Here is an 18,666-nt window from a genome sequence, read left to right on the forward strand (position 1 = left end):
TCAGCTCTTCGCCTCGATCATGTTCCGCAGGCTCTCAGGGGTGAGGCCCTGCAGCGGCAGCGGCGCGCCGTCGAGGAACAGGGTGGGTGTGCCGGTGACGCCGGCGGTCTCGGCGGCCGCGTCGACCGCGTCGGCCCAGCCGACCTGCTCCCCGTCCCGCACGCAGGCGGTGAACCCCGCCGGCACCGTGGCGGTGCTGAGGGCGCCGAGCTGGAGCAGCTGGTCCTCGCTCCAGCCCAGCTGGGCGTTGGCGAACAGGCCGCGGTAGTAGCGCTCGCCGAACCCGGCCTCGGTGGCGCAGGCCATGCCCGCGGCGGCGCGGCCGGAGCCGGCGTCGATGAACGACATCGGCCAGACGGCCAGCCGGACCTGGCCCGCGTCGCGGGCGGCGTCGAGGACGGGCCCGAACTCCTCCTCGAAGTCGGCGCAGTGCGGGCAGTGGAAGTCCTCGTAGACGGTCAGCTCGACCGGCGCCGAGGCGCTGCCGAACCGGATCGGCTGTCCGTCGGTGAGCGGCTGGGGCGCGTCGGTGTAGGTCCCGGCGGGCACCGCCGACGGGCCCCGCCCCGTCCGCCAGGCCTGCAGCCCCAGACCGCCGCCCACCAGGGCGACGACGAGGACGGCCACGACCAGCACCAGGCGGTTGCGGTCGCGACGCCGCTGCGCCGCCTGCTCGGCGGCCCGCCGGGAGGCCTCCTGCGCCGAGCGCGTCGCCCGCGGCCCCGGCCGTCCGGGTGTTCGGCTGCTCACCGGTGGTCCTCCAGCTCTCGACGTCCGACGGGGCCGGGCTCGAGGGCGAGCCGGCTGTGGGGCTGCCAGACCAGCCACAGGGCCAGCACCAGCAGCAGGGAGTCGCGGAGGATCTCCCCGGCGTAGTTGGTCTGACCGGCGGCCACGGTACCGCCGCCGCCGAAGCAGCCGCAGTCGATGCTCAGCCCGCGCTCAGCGGCCGACAGCACGGCGAGCACGAACACCGCGATCAGCGCGGCGCTCACCGCGCCCGCGACCCGGGTGAAGGCCCCGGCCGCCAGCACCAGGCCGAGGGCGATCTCGACGAAGGGCAGCCCCCAGCCCACCAGCGTCTCCAGCCCCGGCGGCAGCAGCTCGTAGGCGCGGACCGCGGCGACCGAGCTCTGCGGGTCGACCGCCTTGAGCCCGCCGGCGGCGAGGAAGACCCCGGCCAGCACCAGCCGGACCAGCGTCGACACCCACGGGGCGACGCGCTGGAAGCGGGTACGGACGGGAGCGCGCGCGATCACCGGGAGACCTGCTCCCGGGCGGCGGAGGCGGTCATGCCGGCGGCACCGGTCCGGGTCCCGGGCGGGCGGGGCGCCCCACGAGGTGGGTGGTCACGGCAGTCCTCAACGAGCGACCGGCGCGGAGGTTCCCGACCGGACGCCCTCGACGAGGTCGGCGACGACGGCGCGCAGCCGGGACAGGTCCTCGGGCGTCCCGGCGTCCTCGGCCTCGAGCAGGGCCTTCACCAGCGCCGACCCGACGATGACGGCGTCGGCGAAGCCGAGCACCTCGCGGGCCTGCTCCCCGTTGGACACCCCGAGCCCGACGCCGACGGCGGCGTCCGGCGCGACCGCCCGGATCCGCTCAACCAGCGCGGGCGCGGCGGACGAGGTGCTGGTACGGGCTCCGGTCACGCCCATCACGGAGGTGGCGTAGACCCAGCCCCGGCAGGCGGCGACGGTGGCCGCCAGCCGCTCGTCGGTGGAGGACGGTGAGACCAGGAAGATGCGGTCGAGGCCGTGCGCGTCGGAGACGGCCAGCCACTCCTCCGCCTCGTCCGGGGTCAGGTCCGGGGTGATCGCCCCGGCCCCGCCGGCGGCGGCGAGGTCGCGGGCGAACCGGTCCGGGCCGTAGCGCTCCACCAGGTTCCAGTAGGTCATGACGACGGCGGCCGTGCCGGTGGAGGCGACGGCCTCGACGGCGGCGAAGGCGTCGGCCGTGCGGACGCCGCGCTCCAGCGCCCGGGTGCCGGCGCGCTGGATGGTGACGCCGTCCATCATCGGGTCGGAGTACGGCATCCCGACCTCCACGAGGTCCACGCCCGGGCCGTCGCCGTCCCCGGCCAGCGCTCGCAGGGCGGCCAGCGAGCGGGGGACGTCGGGGTAGCCGACGTGCAGGAAGCCGACCAGGGCACCACGGCCCTGGGCCCGGCACTCGGCGAACACCCGGCCCGTGCGGCCCAGGTCGAACCGGGGCTGGGTCGGAGCCGCGGCGGTCACAGCTGCACCCCGGTGGTGCTGGCCGGTCCCTCCTCCTGCAGGCCGAGGTCGATCTCCTCCTCGGCGCTCAGGTCGGTGCCGACGGGCTGACCGGACTCGGAGCCGGTCCCGCGGGTGTCGATGCCGAACCACTGGATGGCGGTGTCGACGTCCTTGTCCCCCCGCCCGGAGAGGTTGACCAGGATCAGCGCCGGCTCGCCGTCGGCGCGCGCCGGCATCCGCCGGGCCAGCCGCACCGCCCCGGCCAGGCCGTGGGCCGACTCGATCGCGGGCAGGATGCCCTCGGTCCTGCAGAGCAGGGCGAAGGCCTCCATGGCCTCGCGGTCGGTGACCGGCTCGTAGTGCGCCCGGCCGGTGGCGGCCAGGTAGGAGTGCTCCGGCCCGACGCCCGGGTAGTCCAGGCCGGCCGAGATGGAGTGCGACTCCCGCGTCTGGCCGTCCTCGTCCTGCAGCACGAACGTCCGCATGCCGTGCAGCACCCCGATCTCGCCCGCGGAGATGGTCGCGGCGTGCCGGCCCGTCTCCAGGCCGTCACCGCCGGCCTCGAAGCCGTACAGGGCCACGTCGGGGTCGGGGATGAAGTCGGCGAAGATGCCGAGGGCGTTGGAGCCGCCCCCGACGCAGGCGGCGACGGCGTCGGGGAGCCGGCCGTACCGGTCGAGCACCTGGGCGCGCGCCTCCGTGCTGATCACCCGCTGGAACTCCCGGACCAGCATCGGGAAGGGGTGCGGGCCGGCGACGGTGCCGATCAGGTAGTGGGTGTCGTCGACGGAGGCGACCCAGTCACGCATCGCGTCGTTCATCGCGTCCTTGAGCGTCTGCGTGCCCGACTCGACGGCGATCACCTCCGCCCCCAGCAGCCGCATCCGGGCGACGTTCAGCGCCTGCCGCTCGGTGTCGACCTTGCCCATGTAGACGGTGCAGCTGAGCCCGAACAGGGCGGCCGCGGTCGCGGTGGCGACCCCGTGCTGGCCGGCTCCGGTCTCGGCGATGACCCGGGTCTTGCCCATCCGCTTCGTCAGCAGCGCCTGGCCCAGCACGTTGTTGATCTTGTGGGACCCGGTGTGGTTGAGGTCCTCCCGCTTGAGCAGGACGCGCGGTGCCGGGCCCTGCTCGGGCGCGCAGGCGGCGGCGAAGCGGTGGGCCTCGGTGAGCGGCGTCGGCCGTCCGGTGTAGTCCTTCAGCAGTGCGTCGAGCTCGGCGTGGAAGGCGGGGTCGACCATGGCGGCCCGGAACTCGCGCTCCAGCTGCCCGAGGGCCGCGTACAGCGCCTCCGGCACGAACTTGCCGCCGAACTGCTCGAAGTGACCGCCCGCGTCGGGGTGCCGGAGCGCCTCCTCCAGCCAGCCCGGCGCACGGTCGGCCGGGTCGCTGGCGGTGGGCGGGGCGGCTGAGGTGGTCACGGTGCTTCCTTCTGTGTTCTCGGGCCGGACGGACGCCGGTCGTGCGGACCGGCGTCCGGGGGCTCTGGGCACCCGGCGCTGCCGGGTGCGGTGCGGGTCAGGACTTGTGCAGGGCGGGGTGGGCGCCGGCGGCGACGAGGTCGGCGACCCCGGTGCGCGGGTCGCGCCCGGTCACCAGCGCCTCCCCCACGAGGACGACGTCGGCACCGGACCGGGCCAGCTCGATGACGTCGTGCGGGCCGCGCACCCCCGACTCGGCGACGCGGACGATGCCGTCGGGGATCAGCGGGGCGGTGCGGGCGAACGTCGTCGGGTCGACCTCGAGGGTCTGCAGGTTGCGGGCGTTGACGCCGATGATCCGGGCCCCGGCGTCGACGGCCCGGGACACCTCCTCCGGGCTGTGCACCTCGACCAGCGGGGTGAGCCCGATCGACACGGCCCGCTCCACGAGGCAGATCAGCTCGTCGTCGGTCAGCGCCGCCACGATCAGCAGCACCAGGTCCGCCCCCGCGGCCCGGGCCTCGAACAGCTGGTAGGCGGTGACGATGAAGTCCTTGCGCAGCACCGGCACCTCGACCGCGCGCCGGACCCGGACGAGGTCGTCGAGCGAGCCGGAGAAGCGTCGGCCCTCGGTCAGCACCGAGATGGCCGCGGCCCCGCCGGCGGCGTACTCCCCCGCCAGCCAGGCCGGGTCGCCGATCTCGGCCAGCGCGCCCTTGCTGGGACTGGCCCGCTTGACCTCCGCGATCACCGCGACCCCGGGTCCGCGGAGGACGGGCATCGGGTCGAGCGCGTCGTCGACGTGCTGCACGCGCTCCTTGAGCAGCTGCAGCGGCACCTGCTCCTGACGCAGGGCCAGGTCCTCACGGACCCCCGCGAGGATGTCGTCCAGGGCTCCCATCCGCTCAGCCCGTCACAGCGCGCCGTGCCCGCGCACCTGGAGGACTTTGGTGGCGACGAGCGCGACGACGATGACGGCGACGGCGATCCCGAACAGCACCCAGTTCTGCATCATCACGGCGATGCCGCCGAGGATGAAGGCGAGCATCGCCAGCAGGCTGCCGGCCCACGCAGCGGCCGTCCGGCCGTGGTGGACCTGCCGGCCGGCTTCGGCTCGGGACCCGGTCTCGGTGTTCTCTGCCATACGTCCTCATTCGGGGGGAGGTGGGAGGGGCCGATCACTCCCGCCCATCATGTCCCCTCGTGCCCTCTGGACGCACATCCGGGGCGGTGGCCTCCACCGACCCCGGCGTGGTGGTGGGGTCCAGGCCCGCGTCCTGCGCCCGCCAGACCGCGGCCGGGTCGTCCTCGGCGGCGGTGGCGGCGGCGACGGCCGCCGTCCGGGTGAAGCGGTCCGCGCGCTGCGGCCAGCGCGGGGCGGTGACGGCGACGAGCACGCCGCCGGCCAGCACCAGGGCGCCGGCGGCGGCGTAGGCCCACGACCAGCCGGTGGCCACGAGGCCGTACTGCTCGACCAGGCTGACCTGCCGCACGGAGGTCCGGACGGCCGCGTCGCTCGGCCGCAGGCCCAGCGACCCGACGAGCACGGCGCCGACCCCGGCCAGGGCGAGCAGCACCCCCACCACCTGCCGGCCCCGGGTGCGCAGCACCAGCACCAGCAGCCAGCCGGCCAGCGCGACCACCCCGAGCGCCTGCGCCAGCCCGGCCGTCGTCGCCGTGCCGGTGAACGCCACGTCGACGCCCTCAGCGGTCGCGCGCCACCAGGGCTGGGCGCCCGTGACCAGGGTCAGGGCGCCGCCGAGCAGCCCCGGCACCAGCGCGCGGCCGCGCAGCCGGGTCCCGGGCCGAGGGGCGTCGTCGCTCATCCGGTGGGGCCGGCGGGCACGGCGGCGGCGGTCGAGCCGACGGACCCGGTGAGGGGGGTGAAGGTCTGCGCCACCGAGATCGCCCGGACGACGGCCGCGGCCTTGTTCTGCGACTCCTGGTCCTCGGTGGGCGGGTCGGAGTCGGCGACGATGCCCCCGCCGGCCTGCACGTAGGCCGTGCCGTCCTTGAGCAGCGCCGTCCGGATGGCGATGGCCGCGTCGGCGTCGCCGGCGAAGTCCAGGTAGCCGACGACCCCGCCGTACAGCGCCCGCCGGGACACCTCCAGCCCGTCGATGATCTCCATCGCCCGGACCTTGGGGGCGCCCGAGAGGGTGCCGGCGGGGAAGGCGGCCAGCACGACGTCGAGGGCGGTGCGGCCCTCCGCGACCCGCCCGGTCACCGTCGACTCCAGGTGCATGATGTGGCTGTAGCGGCGGACCTCCATGAACTCCACGACCTCCACCGAGCCGGGGTCGCACACCCGGCCGAGGTCGTTGCGGCCGAGGTCCACCAGCATCACGTGCTCGGCGCGCTCCTTCGGGTCGGCCAGCAGCTCGGCCTCCAGGGCCGCGTCCTCCGCCGGCGTCGCGCCCCGCGGCTTGGAGCCCGCGATCGGGTGCGTGACCGCGGTCCGGCCCGTGACGGTGACCAGCGCCTCGGGGCTGGAGCCGACGATGTCGAACGGCCGGCCGTCCGCGTCCTCCAGCCGCACCAGGTACATGTACGGGCTCGGGTTCGTCAGCCGCAGCACCCGGTAGATGTCCAGGGCGTCGGCGGTGGTGTCCACCTCGAAGCGCTGGCTGACCACCACCTGGAAGGCCTCGCCGGCCTTGATCTCCTCGACCGCGGACCGGACGGCGGACTGGAACGCCTCCGGGCTGCGCTGCCGGCGCACCGGCAGCAGGTGGTCGAACCGGACGTCGACCGCCGAGGACGGCGTCGGCTCGGCCAGGCGGGCGGCCATCGCCTCCACCCGGGCGACGGCGTCGGCGTGGGCCTCGTCGACCCGCTCGTCCGAGCCGTCGAAGTTGATCGCGTTGGCGACCAGCCAGACCTGGCCGGTGTGGTGGTCGAGCACCGCGAGGTCGGCGACCAGCAGGAAGCCCAGCTCGGGGATGTCCAGGTCGCGGGGGTTGCTGTCGGGCAGGTGCTCCACCCGGCGGACGGCGTCGTAGCCGAGGTAGCCGACCAGGCCGGAGGTGAAGGGCGGCAGCACCCCGCCCCCCTGGTCGGCTCCGGCCGCCGGGGTGTGCAGCAGCCGCAGGGTCTCGCGCAGCGCGTCGAGCGGGTCCCCACCCGTGGGCAGGCCGGCCGGGGCGTGCCCGGTCCAGACCGCCTCCCCGTCGCGCTCGGTCAACGTGGCCACGGAGCTGACGCCGACGAAGGAGTAGCGGGACCAGACGCCCTGCTCGGCCGACTCCAGCAGGTAGCTGCCGGGCCGGTTGCGGGAGAGCTTGGCGTACAGGCCGACGGCGGTCTCGCCGTCGGCCAGCACCCGGGCGTGCACGGGGACGACGCGGCGCTCGGCACCCTGCGCGCGGAAGCCCTCGAGGTCGGGGGTGACGATCATGCGCCGGTCACCGTCCGCGCACCGCTCACCGAGAGCGGCTGCTGGGCCAGGGCGCCGGAGGGCTCACCGAGGACGGCGGGCAGCACCCGCGCGTCGAAGCAGGTGGTGTCGCCGGTGTGGCAGGCCGGGCCCTCCTGGATGACCGTGACCAGCAGGGTGTCGCCGTCGCAGTCCAGGCGCACGTCCCGGACCCACTGCCGGTGCCCGCTGGACTCCCCCTTGACCCAGTACTCGCCCCGGCTGCGGGACCAGAACGTCGAGCGGCCGGTGGTCAGGGTGCGGTGCAGCGCCTCGTCGTCCATCCAGCCCACCATCAGCACGGCGCGGCTCTGCTCGTCCTGGACCACGGCGGGCACCAGGCCGGCGGCGTCGCGGCGCAGCAGGGCGGCCACGGCCGGGTCGAGGTCGGAGACCGGCAGGAGGGGGTCGGGTGAGCGGTGGTCGGGCGGGGTGGGCACGCGCCCATTGTCCACAGCGCCGCGGCGGGGCGCGAACGCGTTCAGCGGCTCCCGGAGCTCCGACCTCGCCAGGTGGGCAGGTCTAGCATGGTCGCTCGTGACCTTCGCCAAGGACGAGCGCTCGGCGCTGTGCGACCTGCTCGACCAGGTCGGGCCCGACGCGCCCACGCTGTGCGAGGGCTGGGACGCCCACGCCCTGACCGTGCACCTCTGGATCCGCGAGACCGACCCCGTCGGCGTCACCGGGATGGTGGCCCGGCCGCTCTCCGGGCTGCTCGAGCGGCGGATGGCCGAGGTGCGGCAGCGCTGGGAGTTCCCCGAGCTGGTGGACCGGATCCGCAAGGGCCCGGCCCGGCTCTCGGTCTTCGCCATCCCCGGGGTGGACGAGGGCGCCAACACGACCGAGTACTTCGTGCACCACGAGGACGTCCGCCGCGCCGGCGACGCACCGCAGCCCTCCCGGGTGCTGGCGCCCGACGTCGAGGAGTGGATGTGGCGCCGGCTGAAGCTGCTGGCGCGTGCCTGGTTCCGCCGCGCACCCGTCGGGGTGGTGCTGGAGCGGCTCGGCAGCGCCGAGGCCGACGGCGAGCCGGAGACGATCCGGGCCACCGGCGGCGCGCGCACCGTGACGCTGGTCGGCCAGCCGAGCGAGCTGATGGTCTACGCCCACGGCCGGACGGCCGTCGCCGAGGTCAAGCTGGTCGGCGAGCCGGACGCCGTCGCCGAGCTCGGCGGGGCCGACTTCCACGTCTGAGCGCCGGCCGGGCCCGCCTGGGTCGGCCGCCTACGCTGGCCGCACCACGCCGGAGCGGCGCGGTCCCCCGAGCCCCAGGAGCACCATGAGGTCGTCGACGTCCCGGCTGAGCAGCGTCGTCGTCGGCGTCCTGGCGCTGCTGCTCGGCCTGCTGTGGATCGGTCAGGGCCTCGGCTACGTCCCGGGCAGCTTCATGACCGGGGCGGTGCGCTGGTTCTGGATCGGCCTGGTCGTCGCCGTCGTCGGCCTGGTGCTGGTGGTGGCCGGCCTGCGCAAGCCGCCTGCCGGTCCTCGCCCGTAGGCGCGTCCCCCGACCCGCGGACGGCCCGGCACGCACCCCCGGTCGACGCGAGCCCTTCGCCCCCTGTGCTGGTCGAAGGGCGCCCCTCGACAGGCTCCGGGCACGGGGTGCACGACCGCCTGTCCTTCTCGCTCCGATCTGTGGACGACCGGGCCACACGGATCGGGCGACGACGTCGGCAGGGGTTGTAGCCCGATCCGCGTCCGAGCGGAGCGAGGACAGACAACTCGCTGTAACACGGCGTCGCTAGGTTGACGCAGGATGAGCGCGGAACTGACGCTGGGTGCCGAGGAAGAGCTGCACCTGATCGACCTGGAGAGCTGGAAGCTGTCGGCCCGAGCCCCCCAGCTGCTGAGCCGTCTGCCCGCTGAGCACTACTCCGCCGAGATCCAGCGCACGACGGTGGAGACCAACACCGCGGTGGTGGACACCCTCGGCGGCCTGCGCGACGAGCTGCTGCGGCTGCGCCGCGGCCTGGTCGAGGTGGCGGCCGCGGAGGGGATCGGGATCGCCGCCGTCGGCACGGCCCCGAGCGCCGCCTTCGCCGACTTCGAGCTGACGGCGTCGGGCCGCTACGGCCGGATGCAGGAGCAGTACCGGCTGCTGGTGGACGAGCAGCTGATCTGCGGGCTGCAGATCCACGTCGGCGTGAGCAACCGCGACCTGGCCGTGCAGATCATGCAGCGGGTCGCCCCCGACCTGCCGGTGCTGCTGGCGCTGTCGGCCAGCTCGCCCTACTGGAACGAGCAGGACACCGGCTACTCCTCGATCCGCTCGATCATCTGGCAGCGCTGGCCCAGCGCGGGCGCGACCGGCTACCTGGGCTCGGCCGCCGAGTACGACGACCTGCTCGCGGACCTCATCAGCACGGGCGTCATCGCCGACGCCAAGATGGCCTACTTCGACGTCCGGCCGTCCTCGCACGCGCCCACGCTGGAGCTGCGGGTCTGCGACGCCACCCCCGTGGTGGACGACGCCATCCTCATCGCCGGGCTGTTCCGTGCCGCCGTCCGGGCCGCGGAGACCGACATCGCGAACTGCCGGCCGTTCGCCCCCGTGCCCGCGCCGCTGCACCGCGCGTCGGTGTGGCGGGCGGCCCGCGGGGGGCTCAGCGGGGAGCTGCTGGACCACCTCCGGCACCCCCAGCCGCACCCGGCCCGGGAGGTCGTCCGCTCGCTGGTGCACCGGCTGCGGCCCCAGCTGGAGGAGCTGGGCGACTGGGACGAGGTGCACGAGCTGGCGGAGACCGCGCTCGCCCGCGGGAACAGCGCGGACCGTCAACGAGCCGCCTTCGCCGAGCGCGGCCGGCTGAGCGACGTCGCCGCGCTGGTCGTGGCCGAGACGCAGGGTCCGGCGTCGGGTCCCGAGCCCGCCGTCGCGGCCCTCCCCCGCTACCGGGCGCGCGCCGGCGACGAGGCCGTCGGACCCGGCCTGCAGCCACGGGCCGCCTACCGGGACGTCCTCGACCACTTCCGGGCCCAGCCACCGGAGCGGCTCGAGCAGCTGACCGCGGACCGCGACGCCTGGGTCGACGCCCGCGGGCTGACCTTCGGGGTCGGCGGCGAGCAGCAGCGGTTCGCCGTCGACCTCGTCCCCCGGCTGATCAACCCCCACGAGTGGGAGGCGCTGGCCGAAGGTCTCGGGCAGCGCGCCCGTGCGGTCGAGGCCTTCCTGCGGGACGTCTACGGCGAGCAGCGGATCATCGCCGACGGGGTGCTGGACCGGTCGCTGGTCGAGGGCTCCCCGGGCTGGCGGACCGAGGCCCGGCGGCTGCCGCCCGGCACCGTCCACGCACCCATCACCGGGTTCGACCTGGTCCGCAACGAGTTCGGCGGCTGGCGGGTGCTCGAGGACAACCTGCGCAACCCGAGCGGCGCGGCCTACGCGCTGGCCGTCCGCGAGCTGGTGGACGCCGTGCTGCCCGACCTGCCGCGGCCGGCCGGGCTCGTCGACCCGCGCCAGGCCCTCGCCGGCCTGCGCGCCACCCTGCTGGCCGGCCGCCCCGACGGCACGGCCGCGCTGCTGTCCAGCGGTCCGGGCAGCCCGGCCTGGTTCGAGCACCGGGTGCTGGCCGAGGAGGCCGGCCTGCTGCTCTGCGGGGCCGCCGACCTGGAGGTGGTCGACGCCCGCGTCCGGCACCGTCCGAGCGGGGTGGCGGTCGACAGCCTCTACCTGCGGCTGGACGGCGAGCTGGTCGACCTCGTCGACGGCGACGGCCGGCCCGTGGGGGCCCAGCTGTTCGAGGTCGCGGTGGCCGGCCGGCTCCGGCTGGCGAACGCGCCCGGCAACGGCGTCGCGGACGACAAGGCGATGTACTGCTACGTGCCCGAGCTGATCGCCTACTACCTGGACGAGCACCCGACCCTGGAGTCGGTGCCGACCTACCGGACCAGCGACGAGGCCGAGTACCGGATCGTGCTGGACCGGGTGGGCGAGCTGGTCACCAAGCCCGTCGACGGCCACGGCGGCCAGGGCGTGCTGATCGGGCCGGACGCCGCGGCGTCGTCGGTGGCGGAGCGCCGGGCGCAGATCGCCGCCGACCCGGCGGGCTGGGTCGCGCAGGAGGTCGTCCAGCTGTCGTCCCACCCGACCCTGGAGGGCGGCTCCCTCGAGCCCCGGCACGTCGACCTCCGGGCCTTCGTCCACCTGACCGGGACCGGTCGTGACGACACGACGCTCGCCGGGATCGCGCTCACCCGGGTGGCGCCCGAGGGCAGCCTGGTCGTCAACAGCTCCCGCGGCGGCGGGGCCAAGGACACCTGGATCGTGGCGCCCGACTCGACGGCAGCGAACGGGAGCAGCCGGTGATGGCGCTCCCCTCCCGAGCGAGCGCGAGGCACAATCCTCCCGAGCGTCGGGTAGCTCGGGCCCGGGTGGCCTCTGGACGACCACGCCGTGGCGACACGCTCTTCGTCGTCACGGGCGAGGAGGTAGAGGGCACCTCGAGGGCCCGACCGAGCGCGAGGGAGAGACATGTGCGGACTGGCTGGTGAGATGCGGTTCGACGGTCGCAGCGCCGACGTCGCGGCCTGCGCGCGGCTGAGCGGCTGCCTGCAGCACCGCGGACCGGACGGCGACGGCATCTGGGCGCACGGTCCGGTGGCGCTGGCCCACCGCCGGCTCTCGATCATCGACCTCAGCGTCGCCGGCTCGCAGCCGATGGTCGACCCCGACCTCGGCCTCACGCTGGTGTTCAACGGCTGCATCTACAACTACCGGCAGCTGCGCGCCGAGCTGGAGGGCCACGGCCTGCGCTTCTTCTCCACCTCGGACACCGAGGTGATCGGCAAGGCCTACGCCCACTGGGGGCTCGACTGCGTCGACCACTTCCTCGGCATGTTCGCCTTCGCGATCTACGAGCACCGCAGCGGCCGGCTGGTGCTCGGCCGTGACCGGCTGGGCATCAAGCCGCTCTACCTCGACCAGACGCCCGAGCGGCTGCGGTTCGCCTCCACCCTGCCGGCGCTGGTGGCCGGCGGCGGCACCGACACCTCGATCGACCGCGAGGCGCTGGCCCACTACCTGACCTTCCACAGCGTCGTCCCGGCGCCGCGGACCATCCTCACCGGGGTCAGGAAGCTGCCGCCGGCGACGCTCCGGGTGGTCGAGCCGGACGGCAGCTCCACCGACCGGCTGTACTGGGAGCCCACCTTCGGCCGCGACCCGGACCGCGCCGACTGGACCGAGCAGGACTGGCAGGACGCCCTGCTGGAGAGCCTCCGCGTCGCCGTGGACCGGCGGATGGTCTCCGACGTGCCGGTCGGGGTGCTGCTGTCCGGGGGCATCGACTCCTCCCTGGTCGTCGCGCTGCTGGCCGAGATGGGCCAGACGGGGCTGAAGACGTTCAGCATCGGTTTCGACTCCGCGGGCGGTGAGTCCGGCGACGAGTTCGAGTACTCGACGCTGGTGGCGGAGCGGTTCGGCACGGACCACCACCGGATCAAGATCGACAGCTCGCGCCTGCTGCCCGGCATCGACGCCACCGTCGAGGCGATGAGCGAGCCGATGGTCAGCCACGACTGCGTGGCCTTCTACCTGCTCAGCGAGGACGTCAGCCGGAGCGTCAAGGTGGTGCAGTCGGGCCAGGGCGCCGACGAGGTGCTGGGTGGCTACGACTGGTACCCGCCGCTCGCGCAGGTGCCGCGGGACCAGGCGGTGGAGGCCTACTCCGGGGTGTTCTTCGACCGGCGCTGGGACGCGATGGCCGCCGTGCTGAACCCGGAGTGGCGGCTGGACCACGACGCCCCGACCGCGTTCGTCGCCGAGCGCTTCGGCCGGCCGGGCGCCGACACCTCGGTCGACGCGGCCCTGCGCAACGACACGACCGTCATGCTGGTGGACGACCCGGTCAAGCGGGTCGACAACATGACGATGGCCTGGGGACTGGAGGCGCGGGTGCCGTTCCTGGACCACGAGCTGGTCGAGCTGGCCGGCCGGATCCCACCGGAGCTCAAGCTGGCCGACGGCGGCAAGGGCGTGCTCAAGCGGGCCAGCCGGGGCGTCGTCCCGGACGAGGTCATCGACCGCACCAAGGGCTACTTCCCGGTGCCGGCCATCCGGCAGCTGGACGGGCCCTACCTGGAGCGGGTGCGCGACGCGCTCACGGACCCGGCGGCGCGCCGCCGCGGGCTGTTCGACGACGAGCTGGTCCGCTCCCTGCTGGCCGACCCGAACCGCACCCGGACCACGCTCGGCTCCAACGCCCTCTGGCAGCTGGCGCTGCTGGAGATGTGGCTGCAGAAGCACGGTGTCGGTTGAGGCCGGGGACGGTGCCGGCCGGGACCCGGACGGCGCCGACGGCGGCCGTGGACCTGGCTGACGCCCTCGTCGACGCCTGGGGCAGCTGGGGTCCGACGGTGGACCCCGACTGCCGCCGGATCGCCTTCGTCTCCGACCGCAGCGGCACCCCGTGCGTCTGGGTGCACGACCTGCCCGTCGACGGCGCCGCCCCGGCCCCGGTCCGGCTGCACGTCTCGGAGGACCCGGTCGTCGCCGTCAGCTGGTCGGCGGACGGCGCCTGGCTGGCGGTCTGCGCGGCGACCGACGGCGGCGTCCGCACCCAGGTCTGGGTGGTCCGGCCCGACGGCAGCGGGGCCCGGCTGCTGGCCGGCTCGCGCGCGCAGCACGCCGAGCTGGGCCCGTGGACCCGCAGCGGTCACCGGGTGGTGGTGACGATGCCGGCCGAGGAGGCCGGCGAGCCGACCACCTGCTACCTGGCCGACCCGGCGACCGGCGTGCTGACGGCGCTCGCCACGGGTGAGCTGATCAGCGTCCTCGACCTCAGCGTCGACCAGGAGCACGTCGTCCTCAAGGACGGCCAGCGGGGCCGGCAGTTCTGCGTCGTCGTCGACCGGGACGCCGACGAGGACCACCCCCTGCTGCCCTACCCGGCCACCGGCTCGACCGACCGGGCGATCATCCGCCCCGCGCCGGCCGGCGAGGGTGACGGCGGGACCGGCCTGGTGGCCTACGTCGCCACCGACGCCGGTCTCCCCCGCCGCCAGGTGGTCGCCGTCCCGCTCGGCGAGCGCGGCTGGCGCGGTCAGGCCGGCGTGCTGGCGCCGCGTGAGGACGCCGAGCTCGAGGGCCTCGACGCCGACGACGCCGGCCGCCTCCTGCTGCTGGTCTGGAACGTGGCCGGGACCAGTGAGCTGCAGCTCTACGACACCCGGGCCCAGGAGCTGCGCCCGGTGCCGGGGCTCCCCGGGTCCGTCGTCAGCGGGGCACTGCTGAGCCGCGACGGGTCGCTGGTCCTGCTGGCGGTCGAGGGCCCCCGGCGGCCGCGGGAGCTGTGGAGCGTCGACGTGGCCACGCTGCGGTGGTCACGGGTGACCGACGTGCCCGCCCTGCCGGACGTCGTGCTGGTCGAGCCGAGCCTGGAGCACCTCGTGGGCCGCGACGGCCTGCCGCTGACCGGCTGGCTGTACCGGGTGCCGGGGCAGCGTGGCCCGGGTCCGGCCGTGCTGAGCCTGCACGGCGGGCCCGAGGCGCAGGAGCGGCCGACCTTCAACCCGCAGCACCAGGCGGTGGTCGCCGCCGGCATCGCGGTCTTCGCGCCCAACATCCGCGGCTCGTCGGGCTTCGGCCGCGCCTTCGTGCACGCCGACGACGTGCACGGCCGCCGCGACGCGTTCGACGACGTGCTCGCGTGCCGGGACCACCTGCTGGCGACCGACGTCGCCGACCCCGGGCGGATCGCCGTCGCCGGCCGCAGCTACGGCGGCTACCTGACCCTGGCCATGCTGGCCTTCTCGCCCGGCGTCTTCACCGCCGGCGTCGACATCTGCGGCATGTCGGACCTGCACACCTTCTACCGCGACACCGAGCCGTGGATCGCGGCCGCCGCCGTCACCAAGTACGGGCACCCCGAGCACGACCGCACCCTGCTGCGCGCGCTCTCCCCGCTGCACGCCGCGGCCAACATCACCGTCCCGCTGCTGGTGGTGCACGGGGAGCTGGACACCAACGTGCCCCTCGGCGAGGCGACGCAGGTCGTCGCCGCCCTGCGGGCCCTGGACCGGCCGGTCGAGTACCTGCAGCTGGACGGCGAGGGCCACGAGTACCGGCGGGCCGACTCCCGGAAGCTGCTCGACGAGCGACTGCTCGGCTTCCTCGTGGAGGTGCTGGGCGTCCGCTGACGCGTCTCGTCGCCGGTCACCCTGACCGGGCGCAGGCCCGTCGCGAGCGCGCTCCAGCAGGTCCGGGAGCTCGGTGGACCTGCTGGAGCGCGCAGTCGATCAGCCCAGGCGCTCCAGGATGAGCTCGCGGACCCGGTTCGGCTCGGCCTTGCCCTGCATCTGCTTCATCACGGCACCGATCAGGGCGCCAGCGGCCTGCACCTTGCCGGAGCGGACCTTGTCGGCGACGCCGGGGTTCGCCTCGATCGCGGCGTCGACGGCCGCGCCCAGGGCGCCCTCGTCGGAGACGACCGCGAGCCCGCGGGACTCGACCACCTCGGCCGGGGTGCCCTCACCGGCGATGACGCCGTCGAAGACCTGGCGGGCGAGCTTGTCGTTGATCGTGCCGGCCTCCACGAGGGCCTGGATCTCCGCCACCTGCGCGGGCGTCACCCCGGTCTCCTCCAGCTCGAGGCCCAGCTCGTTGGCGCGCCGGGCCAGCTCGGTCAGCCACCACTTGCGGGCGGACTGCGGCGACGCCCCGGCCGCGACCGTCGCCTCGATGACGTTCAGCGCGCCGGCGTTGACGACGTCGCGCAGCTCGAGGTCGGAGTAGCCCCACTCGGCGCTCATCCGCTTCAGCCGCAGAGCCGGCGGCTCGGGCAGCGTGCCGCGCAGCTCCTCGACCCAGGCCCGCGAGGGGGCCACCGGGACCAGGTCGGGGTCGGGGAAGTAGCGGTACTCCTCCGCCTGCTCCTTCGACCGGCCCGGCGACGTGGTCCCCGAGCCCTCCTGCCAGTGCCGGGTCTCCTGCTTGACCCGGCCGCCGTCGCTGAGCAGCGCGGCCTGCCGGGTGATCTCGTAGCGGACCGCCCGCTCGACGCTGCGGAGCGAGTTGACGTTCTTGGTCTCGGTCCGGGTGCCCAGCGGGGCGTCCGGGGACGGCCGCAGGGAGACGTTGGCGTCGCAGCGCAGCGAGCCCTGCTCCATCCGGACGTCGGACACGCCGAGCGCGCGCAGCAGGTCGCGGAGCATGGCCACGTAGGCCCGCGCCACCTCCGGCGCCTTGGCGCCGGCGCCCTCGATCGGCTTGGTGACGATCTCGATCAGCGGCACGCCCGAGCGGTTGTAGTCGAGCAGCGAGTAGTCGGCGCCGTGGATGCGGCCGGTGGCCCCGCCGACGTGCAGCGACTTCCCGGTGTCCTCCTCCATGTGCGCGCGCTCGATCTCGATCCGGTACGTCTTGCCGTCCACCTCGACCTCGGCGAAGCCGTCGTGGGCGATCGGCTCGTCGTACTGGGAGATCTGGTAGTTCTTCGGCTGGTCGGGGTAGAAGTAGTTCTTCCGCGCGAACCGGCACCACTCCGCGATGGAGCAGTTGAGCGCCAGACCGATCCGGATCGCCGACTCGATCGCCGTGGCGTTCACCACCGGCAGCGAGCCCGGCAGGCCGAGGCAGACCTCGCAGGTCTGGGTGTTCGGCTCGGCGCCGAACTCCGTCGAGCAGCCGCAGAACATCTTCGACGCCGTGTTGAGCTCGACGTGCACCTCGAGCCCCAGGACGGGGTCGTAGGTCGCCATCGCCTCGTCGTAGGCCATCACCGGGGCGCTCATCGGAGCGCCCCCGCGACGACGCGCCCCTCGACGGGCTCAGCGGAGGTGACGGGGAGCGGGGGGATCTGCGCGAGCAGGGGCCCGCCCCACTGCGCGGTCAGCGCCCGCTCCAGCGCGGCGCCGACCCGGTAGAGGCGGTCGTCGGCCAGCGGCGGGGCCATCACCTGCAGGCCGACGGGCAGCCCGTCCTGGGGGGCCAGGCCCACGGGGAACGAGGCGCTCGCGTTGCCGGCGAGGTTGGACGGGATGGTGCAGAGGTCGTTCATGTACATGGCCAGCGGGTCGTCGACCTTCTCGCCCAGCCTGAAGGCGGTCGTCGGGGTGGAGGGGGAGATCAGCACGTCCGTCTGCGCGAACGCGGCCTCGAAGTCGCGGCTGATCAGGGTGCGGACCTTCTGCGCCTGTCCGTAGTACGCGTCGTAGTAGCCGCTGGACAGCGCGTAGGTGCCGATGATGATGCGGCGCTTCACCTCGGGCCCGAAGCCGGCCTGCCGCGTCGCGCCCATCACCTGCTCGGCGTCCAGGCGGCCGTCGTCACCGACGCGCAGGCCGAACCGCATGGCGTCGAACTTCGCCAGGTTCGACGACGCCTCGCTGGGCAGGATCAGGTAGTAGGCCGGCAGCGCGTAGACGAAGTGGGGGCAGGAGACCTCGACGATCTCGGCCCCGAGCGAGGACAGCAGCTGGACCGACTCGTGGAACCGCTGCTCGACGCCGGGCGCGTAGCCCTCGCCGCTGAGCTCCTTGACCACGCCGATCCGCATCCCGGCGACGTCACCGGAGCGGGCGGCGCTGACCACGTCGGGGACGGGGGCGTCGATCGAGGTGGAGTCGCGCGGGTCGTGGCCGGCGATCACCTGGTGCAGCAGGGCCGCGTCCAGCACCGTCCGGGCGCAGGGGCCGGGCTGGTCCAGGCTGGAGGCCAGCGCGACCAGGCCGTAGCGCGAGGTGCCGCCGTAGGTCGGCTTCACCCCGACCGTGCCGGTGACCGAGGCCGGCTGGCGGATGGAGCCGCCGGTGTCGGTGCCGATGGACAGCGGGGCCTCGAAGGCGGCCAGCGCCGCGGCCGAGCCGCCGCCGGAGCCACCCGGGATCCGGTCCAGGTCCCACGGGTTGTGGGTGGGTCCGTAGGCGGAGTTCTCGGTCGAGGAGCCCATCGCGAACTCGTCGAGGTTGGTCTTGCCGAGGATCACGAGGTCGGCGTCGAGCAGCCGCTGGGTCACCGTCGCGTTGTACGGCGGGTGCCAGCCCTGGAGGATCCGGGAGCCGCAGGTGGTGGGCGCGCCCGTCATGGTGAGGACGTCCTTGAGCGCCAGCGGCACGCCGGCCAGCGGGCCGAGGGCCTCGCCGCGGCCGCGCTTGGCGTCCACGGCGGCCGCCGCCTCGAGGGCGCGTGCGCCGTCGACGTGCAGGAAGGCGTGGACGCTCGGCTCGACGGCCTCGATCCGCTCGAGGTGGGCCCGGGCGATCTCGACGGCGCTCTGCTGACCGGTCGCGATCCGGTCGGCCAGCTCGACGGCCGTCGCGTGCAGGGTGTCGGTCGACGAGGTGCTCACCCCTCCTCCCCCAGGATCCGGGGGACGCGGAAACGGTCCTGCTCGGCGGCGGGGGCCCCGGCCAGCACGTCCTCGCGCGGCAGCGACGGCCGGACGACGTCGGGCCGGAAGACGTTCGTCAGCGGCAGGGCGTGGGACGTGGGCGGGATGTCGTCGGCCGCGACGTCGGCGACGTGGGCCACCGACTCCAGGATCACGTCCAGCTGCGGCGCGAGCAGCTCCAGCTCGTCGTCGGTCAGCTCGATCCGGGCCAGCCGGGCCAGGTCGGCCACGTCGTTCGGTGTGAGTGCCACCTCGGTCAGTTCTCCTCGTCCCTCGTGTGCAGTGCC

At 74.7% G+C, this 18,666-nt stretch carries 16 protein-coding genes and 1 pseudogene; 5 read left to right on the forward strand and 12 right to left on the reverse strand.

Translation table 11 applies throughout. From position 1 onward, the window contains the following. The 9 genes and pseudogenes from BLT72_RS11540 to hisI form a co-directional block, all read right to left on the reverse strand. Entirely contained in the window at positions 1-750 is a 750-nt protein-coding gene (locus BLT72_RS11540; protein WP_091413034.1) for a DsbA family protein, read from the reverse strand. Further along, positions 747-1,259: a DoxX family protein gene (locus BLT72_RS11545; protein ID WP_197677004.1), complete on the reverse strand. Its 513-nt coding sequence runs from the start codon at positions 1,257-1,259 to the stop codon at positions 747-749. The genes BLT72_RS11540 and BLT72_RS11545 overlap by 4 nt, the downstream gene beginning before the upstream one ends. A 102-nt stretch (positions 1,260-1,361) precedes the next feature. Then, positions 1,362-2,201, reverse strand: coding sequence for a tryptophan synthase subunit alpha (gene trpA / locus BLT72_RS11550; RefSeq protein WP_091417237.1), 840 nt, complete (start codon positions 2,199-2,201; stop codon positions 1,362-1,364). 152 nt (positions 2,202-2,353) lie between these two features. Further along, positions 2,354-3,580: pseudogene (gene trpB, locus BLT72_RS11555) on the reverse strand (tryptophan synthase subunit beta); the annotation flags it as partial. A 157-nt stretch (positions 3,581-3,737) separates the two neighbouring features. Then, positions 3,738-4,541, reverse strand: a complete 804-nt coding sequence (trpC, locus tag BLT72_RS11560) for an indole-3-glycerol phosphate synthase TrpC (RefSeq protein ID WP_091413035.1) — start codon at positions 4,539-4,541, stop codon at positions 3,738-3,740. 12 nt (positions 4,542-4,553) lie between these two features. Further along, positions 4,554-4,784, reverse strand: coding sequence for an HGxxPAAW family protein (locus BLT72_RS11565; RefSeq protein WP_091413036.1), 231 nt, complete (start codon positions 4,782-4,784; stop codon positions 4,554-4,556). A 34-nt stretch (positions 4,785-4,818) separates the two neighbouring features. After that, the gene (locus BLT72_RS11570; protein WP_091413037.1) at positions 4,819-5,466 is read right to left on the reverse strand and encodes a Trp biosynthesis-associated membrane protein; all 648 of its coding nucleotides are present in this window, start codon (positions 5,464-5,466) and stop codon (positions 4,819-4,821) included. Then, positions 5,463-7,037 (reverse strand): anthranilate synthase component I, encoded by a 1,575-nt coding sequence (locus BLT72_RS11575; RefSeq protein ID WP_091413038.1) that lies wholly within the window; start codon positions 7,035-7,037, stop codon positions 5,463-5,465. Before BLT72_RS11575 ends, BLT72_RS11570 begins: the two co-directional genes overlap by 4 nt. Continuing rightward, positions 7,034-7,456, reverse strand: a complete 423-nt coding sequence (gene hisI, locus BLT72_RS11580; RefSeq protein ID WP_091417245.1) for a phosphoribosyl-AMP cyclohydrolase — start codon at positions 7,454-7,456, stop codon at positions 7,034-7,036. The genes BLT72_RS11575 and hisI overlap by 4 nt, the downstream gene beginning before the upstream one ends. Positions 7,457-7,592: 136 nt before the next feature. Here hisI and BLT72_RS11585 point away from each other — a divergent pair, with 136 nt between their 5' ends. From BLT72_RS11585 to BLT72_RS11605, 5 genes are all read left to right on the forward strand, one after another. Beyond that, complete coding sequence (locus tag BLT72_RS11585) at positions 7,593-8,249, forward strand: TIGR03085 family metal-binding protein (RefSeq protein ID WP_197677005.1); 657 nt, start codon at positions 7,593-7,595, stop codon at positions 8,247-8,249. 85 nt (positions 8,250-8,334) lie between these two features. Beyond that, positions 8,335-8,550: a hypothetical protein gene (locus tag BLT72_RS11590; RefSeq protein WP_091413040.1), complete on the forward strand. Its 216-nt coding sequence runs from the start codon at positions 8,335-8,337 to the stop codon at positions 8,548-8,550. Positions 8,551-8,811: 261 nt separating this feature from the next. Then, positions 8,812-11,358, forward strand: a complete 2,547-nt coding sequence (locus BLT72_RS11595) for a carboxylate--amine ligase/circularly permuted type 2 ATP-grasp protein (RefSeq protein ID WP_091413041.1) — start codon at positions 8,812-8,814, stop codon at positions 11,356-11,358. Positions 11,359-11,523: 165 nt separating this feature from the next. Next, on the forward strand, positions 11,524-13,308 hold the full coding sequence (locus BLT72_RS11600; RefSeq protein WP_091413042.1) for an N-acetylglutaminylglutamine amidotransferase: 1,785 nt from the start codon (positions 11,524-11,526) through the stop codon (positions 13,306-13,308). An 11-nt stretch (positions 13,309-13,319) separates the two neighbouring features. Continuing rightward, a complete protein-coding gene (locus BLT72_RS11605) occupies positions 13,320-15,188 on the forward strand; it encodes a S9 family peptidase (RefSeq protein WP_091413043.1) in 1,869 nt (622 codons plus the stop codon). Between the two features lie 99 nt (positions 15,189-15,287). Here the strand turns inward: BLT72_RS11605 and gatB are convergent, their stop codons facing one another. From gatB to gatC, 3 genes are read right to left on the reverse strand one after another with little or no spacing between them, the layout of a single operon-like run. Continuing rightward, complete coding sequence (gene gatB, locus BLT72_RS11610; protein WP_091413044.1) at positions 15,288-16,781, reverse strand: Asp-tRNA(Asn)/Glu-tRNA(Gln) amidotransferase subunit GatB; 1,494 nt, start codon at positions 16,779-16,781, stop codon at positions 15,288-15,290. Then, positions 16,778-18,337, reverse strand: coding sequence for an Asp-tRNA(Asn)/Glu-tRNA(Gln) amidotransferase subunit GatA (gene gatA / locus BLT72_RS11615; protein WP_091413045.1), 1,560 nt, complete (start codon positions 18,335-18,337; stop codon positions 16,778-16,780). The genes gatB and gatA overlap by 4 nt, the downstream gene beginning before the upstream one ends. Next, complete coding sequence (gene gatC, locus BLT72_RS11620) at positions 18,334-18,630, reverse strand: Asp-tRNA(Asn)/Glu-tRNA(Gln) amidotransferase subunit GatC (RefSeq protein WP_091413046.1); 297 nt, start codon at positions 18,628-18,630, stop codon at positions 18,334-18,336. The genes gatA and gatC overlap by 4 nt, the downstream gene beginning before the upstream one ends. Positions 18,631-18,666: the final 36 nt, after the last annotated feature.

It is taken from the genome of Friedmanniella luteola, from assembly GCF_900105065.1.
In the GTDB taxonomy this organism is placed as follows: domain Bacteria; phylum Actinomycetota; class Actinomycetes; order Propionibacteriales; family Propionibacteriaceae; genus Microlunatus; species Microlunatus luteolus.

What these genes read in the sequence shown, in the direction of transcription:
- trpC (WP_091413035.1), bottom strand. Translation starts at nt 4,541, where the DNA reads ATGGGAGCCCTGGACGACATCCTCGCGGGGGTCCGTGAGGACCTGGCC.
- BLT72_RS11565 (WP_091413036.1), bottom strand. Translation starts at nt 4,784, where the DNA reads ATGGCAGAGAACACCGAGACCGGGTCCCGAGCCGAAGCCGGCCGGCAG.
- BLT72_RS11570 (WP_091413037.1), bottom strand. Translation starts at nt 5,466, where the DNA reads ATGAGCGACGACGCCCCTCGGCCCGGGACCCGGCTGCGCGGCCGCGCG.
- BLT72_RS11575 (WP_091413038.1), bottom strand. Translation starts at nt 7,037, where the DNA reads ATGATCGTCACCCCCGACCTCGAGGGCTTCCGCGCGCAGGGTGCCGAG.
- BLT72_RS11590 (WP_091413040.1), top strand. Translation starts at nt 8,335, where the DNA reads ATGAGGTCGTCGACGTCCCGGCTGAGCAGCGTCGTCGTCGGCGTCCTG.
- BLT72_RS11595 (WP_091413041.1), top strand. Translation starts at nt 8,812, where the DNA reads ATGAGCGCGGAACTGACGCTGGGTGCCGAGGAAGAGCTGCACCTGATC.
- BLT72_RS11600 (WP_091413042.1), top strand. Translation starts at nt 11,524, where the DNA reads ATGTGCGGACTGGCTGGTGAGATGCGGTTCGACGGTCGCAGCGCCGAC.
- gatB (WP_091413044.1), bottom strand. Translation starts at nt 16,781, where the DNA reads ATGAGCGCCCCGGTGATGGCCTACGACGAGGCGATGGCGACCTACGAC.